Here is a 5,429-nt window from a genome sequence, read left to right as displayed (position 1 = left end):
CCTGCGGACGGCGGCCGCCCGCTCCCGGCCGGAGGTCGCACGGGTGGACGGTTGGCTGGGCTTCACCACAGGGGGCCTCCTCGGGGGAACACACGACGGTCCGACGCGTGGGGCGGTACGGGATCAGGCCGGTAGGGGAACGGGCGGCGCGGGATCAGGGCGGCGCGTGCACGGCGGGCCGCGGCCGGGGGCTCACGGGACCGCTCCGGCGGCCCCGGCGGCCAGGCGCTGTATCGCGGCCAGCGGCACCCGCAGCCAGTCCGGCCGGTGCCGGGCCTCGTAGACCACCTCGTAGACGGCCTTCTCGGTCTCGCAGGCCCGCAGCATCACCGGGTCGGTGCGCGGGTCGCGGCCGGACACCTCGGCGTACCCGGTGCAGAACGCGGACCGGCAGGCGTCCGCCCAGCCCGGCGGCCAGGGGCGCCCGGAGTGCGCCGCGTAGTCGAAGGAGCGGAGCATCCCGGCGACGTCCCGGACCGCGGGCTGCTCCAGGCGCCGCTCGGCCAGCGGCCGCGACGGCTCGCCCTCGAAGTCGATCAGCGACCACTCGCCGTCCGGGGTGCGCAGGCACTGGCCCAGGTGCAGGTCGCCGTGGATCCGCTGGGCGGTCCAGGTGCGGCCCTCCGAGGCCAGGTCGGCCAGCGCGGTGTACGCGGAGCGCAGACCGTCCGCGTACGGGAGGAGGGCGGGCACCGCGTGGACCGCGGCGTCCAGCCGTTCGCACATCCCCTCGACCATCTGCGCGAGCTGGGCCCGGCCCAGGGTGACGGTGGGCAGGGCGCGGGCCAGCGAGAGGTGCACCTCGGCGGTGGCGCGGCCCAGGGCGCGGGCCTCGCCGGTGAAGTCCCGGTCCTCGGCCAGCCGCGCCAGGGCCAGCTGCCAGCCGTCGTCGGCGCCGCGCAGGAAGGGCTGCAGGACCGCCAGCACGTACGGCTCCGGCTCGCCCGGCAGATGGGCGGTCAGCCAGCCGGCCGGCGCGGGCACCCGGGCGCAGCCCTCGCGGGCCAGCGCCAGCGGGAGCTCCAGGTCGGGGTTGACGCCCGGGGTGACCCGGCGCAGCAGCTTGAGGATCAACGATTCGCCGTAGACCACCGAGGAGTTGGACTGCTCCGAGGTGACCAGCCGCGGCGCGGCGTCCAGAGGTAACGGTTGCTCACCCTCGCGTTCGAAGCGCAACCCGCCGACCCGGGCGCGGCTGCGCAGCGCCTCCAGCAGCAGCCCGGTGGCGCGCGGGTCGTGCAGCGCGTCGTACACCGTGGCCCCGGCGAACGGTCCGTGGTGCAGTCGCCCGATCAGGGCGGGGGCCAGGTGGGGCGGCAGGGTGCGGCGGACGCCGAGCAGCAACTGGTAGCAGTCGCCGGGATGTCGTCCCGCGCGGACCAGCAGGTGCAGCAGCCCGGGCTGGTTGCCGGCGGCGGGCAGGGGCAGCAGCTCGGTCTCGGCCACCACGGTCAGGTGGGAGAGCGCGTTGCCCTTCCCGGCGAACCAGCGGCGGCGGGGCAGCCACTCGAGCAGCAGCGGCTCCAGCGAGGCCGAGAGGTCCTGCGCGGGCAGGGTGGAGCGGGCGGGGGCGTACGGCGAGGCTTCCGACATGGCGGCGCGTCCTTTCCCCTTCGGGACGGGGGAGCGGGTGTTTTCGCGTGCCCGTCGCGAGGCGGCCGAAACCGCCTCGCGACGGAACTGGCCGGTTACGCCGGGCCCTTGTCCGCCGGATCCTCACGGAGCCGGAACCAGTAGAAGCCGTGGCCCGCCAGCGTCAGCAGGTACGGCAGTTCGCCGATGGCCGGGAAGCGAACCCCGCCGATGAGCTCCACCGGGTGCAGACCGGCGAACTCCCGCAGGTCCAGCTCGGTGGGCTGGGCGAAGCGGGAGAAGTTGTGCACGCACAGCACCGTGTCGTCCTCGTACTCGCGCAGGAACGCGAGCACCGCCGGGTTGGACGACGGGAGTTCGGTGTACGCGCCCAGCCCGAAGGCCGGGTTCTGCTTGCGGATCTCGATCATCCGGCGGGTCCAGTGCAGCAGCGACGACGGCGACGCCATCGACGCCTCGACGTTGGCGACCTGGTAGCCGAAGACGGGGTCCATGATGGTCGGCAGGTAGAGCCGGCCGGGGTCGCAGGAGGAGAATCCGGCGTTGCGGTCGGGCGTCCACTGCATGGGGGTGCGCACCCCGTCGCGGTCGCCGAGCCAGATGTTGTCGCCCATCCCGATCTCGTCGCCGTAGTACAGGACGGGGGAGCCGGGCAGCGACAGGAGCAGGGCGGTGAAGAGCTCGATCTGGTTGCGGTCGTTGTCGAGGAGGGGCGCGAGGCGGCGGCGGATGCCGATGTTGGCCCGCATCCGCGGGTCCTTGGCGTACTCCGCGTACATGTAGTCGCGTTCCTCGTCGGTGACCATCTCCAGGGTCAGCTCGTCGTGGTTGCGCAGGAAGATGCCCCACTGGCAGTTCTGGGGGATCGCCGGCGTCTTGGCGAGGACCTCGGACACCGGGTAGCGCGATTCGCGGCGCACCGCCATGAAGATGCGCGGCATGACCGGGAAGTGGAACGCCATGTGGCACTCGTCGCCGCCGGAGGCGAAGTCGCCGAAGTAGTCGACCACGTCCTCCGGCCACTGGTTGGCCTCCGCCAGCAGCACGGTGTCCGGGTAGTGCGCGTCGATCTCCTTGCGCACCCGCTTCAGGAACTGGTGCGTCGCCGGCAGGTTCTCGCAGTTGGTGCCCTCCCGCTGGTACAGGTAGGGCACCGCGTCGAGCCGGAACCCGTCGATGCCCAGGTCCAGCCAGAACCGCAGCGCGGAGATGATCTCCTCCTGCACCGCCGGGTTCTCGTAGTTGAGGTCCGGCTGGTGGGAGAAGAAGCGGTGCCAGTAGTACTGCTTGCGCACCGGATCGAAGGTCCAGTTGGACGTCTCGGTGTCGACGAAGATGATCCGGGCGTCCTGGTACTGCTTGTCGTCGTCGGCCCAGACGTAGTAGTCGCCGTAGGGGCCGTCCGGGTCCTTGCGGGACTCCTGGAACCACGGGTGCTGGTCGCTGGTGTGGTTCATGACGAAGTCGATGATCACGCGCATGCCGCGCTGGTGCGCGGCATCGACGAACTCCACGAAGTCGGCCAGGTCGCCGAACTCGGGGAGCACCGAGGTGTAGTCGGAGACGTCGTAGCCGCCGTCCCGCAGGGGCGACTTGAAGAACGGCGGGAGCCAGAGGCAGTCCACGCCGAGCCACTGCAGGTAGTCGAGTTTGGCGGTGATGCCCTTGAGGTCGCCGACGCCGTCGCCGTTGGAGTCCTGGAAGGAGCGGACCAGGACCTCGTAGAAGACGGCGCGTTTGAACCAGTCGGGATCGCGGTCGCGGGCGGGGGTGTCCTCGAACTTGTCCGGGACGGGCTCGTTGACGATCATGTGGTGGGTGACCCTCCGATCTGCGGTGAGGACGGTCGCAGGGCCCCGTCGCCACCGGCGCCGACGGTCAGCACATGTGCTCCCCCGGGTCCGAGGCGTACATAGGCGTCCCTGCCCCAGTGATAGGTCTCGCCGGTGAGCTCGTCGCGCACCGGTACCGACTCGTGCCAGTCCAGGCCGAGTTGCGGCATGTCCAACGACACCGTGGCCTCCTGGGTGTGGTGCGGGTCCAGGTTGGCCACCACCAGAACCGTGTTCGAGCCGTGCCGCTTGGAATAGACGATCACTTCGTCCTTGTCGGCGTGGTGGAAACGCAGGTTGCGCAGGTGGCGCAGGGCGGGGCTGGTGCGGCGGATCTCGTTCAGCCGGGCGAGCAGGGGGGCGAGGGTGCGGCCCTCCCGCTCGGCGGCCTCCCAGTCGCGGGGGCGCAGCTGGTACTTCTCCGAATCGAGGTACTCCTCGCTGCCCTCGCGCACCGGGGTGTTCTCGCAGAGCTCGTAGCCCGCGTAGACGCCCCAGGCGGGGGAGAGGGTGGCCGCCAGGACCGCGCGGACCTCGAAGGCGGGCCGGCCGCCCTGCTGCAGGTAGGCGTGCAGGATGTCGGGGGTGTTCACGAACAGGTTCGGGCGCAGGTACGGCGCCGTCTCCCCGCTCAGCTCCGAGAGGTAGTCGGTGAGCTCCTCCTTGGTGTTGCGCCAGGTGAAGTACGTGTAGGACTGCTGGAACCCGGTCTGGGCGAGGGTGCGCATCATCGCGGGGCGGGTGAAGGCCTCGGCCAGGAAGATGACGTCGGGGTCGGCGGCGTTGATCTCACCGATGACCTTCTCCCAGAAGACGACCGGCTTGGTGTGCGGGTTGTCGACGCGGAAGATCCGCACCCCGTGGTCCATCCAGAACCGCAGGACGCGCACGGTCTCCTCGACGAGACCGGGCAGGTCCTGGTCGAAGGCGATCGGGTAGATGTCCTGGTACTTCTTCGGCGGGTTCTCCGCGTACGCGATCGACCCGTCGGGACGGTGGTGGAACCAGTCCGGGTGCTTCTCCACCCAGGGGTGGTCGGGGGAGCACTGCAGGGCGAAGTCCAGCGCGATCTCCAGCCCCAGTTCCGAGGCCCTCGCCACGAAGGCGTCGAAGTCCTCGATCGTCCCCAGGTCCGGGTGGACCGCGTCGTGCCCGCCCTCCTGCGAGCCGATGGCCCACGGCACGCCGACGTCCCACTCGTGCGCGGAGAGGGTGTTGTTGGGTCCCTTGCGGTGGGTGCGGCCGATGGGGTGGATCGGCGGGAGGTAGACGACGTCGAAGCCCATCGCGGCGACGGCCGGCAACCGCTCGGCGGCGGTGCGGAAGGTACCGCTGACCGGCGGCCCGTCCTGCGGCACCACGGCGCCCTCGGAGCGCGGGAAGAACTCGTACCAGGAGCCGTACAGCGCCCGCTCCCGCTCCACCAGCAGCGGCAGCGGGTCGGAGGCGGTGACCAGTTCGCGCAGCGGGTGGCGGTCCAGGGCCGCGGTCACCTCGGGGGCCAGGGCGGCCGCCAGGCGGGAGGCCACCGGGCGGTCCTCGTCGCGCAGCGCGTCCACCGCGGCCAGCACGGCGCGGCGGTCCGGGCCGTCGGGGACGCCCTCGGCGGCCCGCTCGTGGAGGCGCGCGCCCTCCTCCAGCACCAGGTGGGTGTCGATGCCGGCCGGGATCTTGATGCGGGCGGCGTGCCGCCAGGTGCCCACCGGGTCGCTCCACGTCTCGACGACGAAGCTCCAGCGGCCGGTGCGGTCGGGGGTGACGGAGGCGGCCCACAGGTCGGTGCCGGGAGCGGCCTCGCGCATCGGCGTCCACGGGCCGGGCGTCCCGTCCGGATCGATCAGCACCACGTTGGCGGCGACGGCGTCGTGCCCCTCGCGGAAGACGGTGGCGGTGACCTCGAAGCTCTCGCCGACCACCGCCTTGGCGGGACGCCGGCCGTCGGCCACGCGGGGGCGGACGTCCTCCACGGGTATGCGCCCCACGGTCGACGCGGGGGCGAGGGGG

3 protein-coding genes are annotated in these 5,429 nt (G+C 72.0%); all 3 read right to left on the bottom strand.

Annotation, left to right across the window (positions count from 1 at the left end):
- Window positions 1-192 precede the first annotated feature (192 nt).
- Entirely contained in the window at window positions 193-1,593 is a 1,401-nt protein-coding gene (locus ACOV8S_RS14025) for a maltokinase N-terminal cap-like domain-containing protein (RefSeq protein ID WP_448318151.1), read from the bottom strand.
- A 95-nt stretch (window positions 1,594-1,688) separates the two neighbouring features.
- Window positions 1,689-3,404, bottom strand: a complete 1,716-nt coding sequence (treS, locus tag ACOV8S_RS14020) for a maltose alpha-D-glucosyltransferase (protein ID WP_351111872.1) — start codon at window positions 3,402-3,404, stop codon at window positions 1,689-1,691.
- Window positions 3,401-5,407: an alpha-1,4-glucan--maltose-1-phosphate maltosyltransferase gene (locus ACOV8S_RS14015; RefSeq protein WP_448318857.1), complete on the bottom strand. Its 2,007-nt coding sequence runs from the start codon at window positions 5,405-5,407 to the stop codon at window positions 3,401-3,403. Before ACOV8S_RS14015 ends, treS begins: the two co-directional genes overlap by 4 nt.
- Between the last annotated feature and the right edge of the window lie 22 nt (window positions 5,408-5,429).

It is taken from the genome of Streptomyces sp. CO7 (assembly GCF_053474865.1).
The sequence above is the reverse complement of the archived record's forward strand: the minus strand, read 5'-3'. Positions and strand labels throughout refer to the sequence as shown.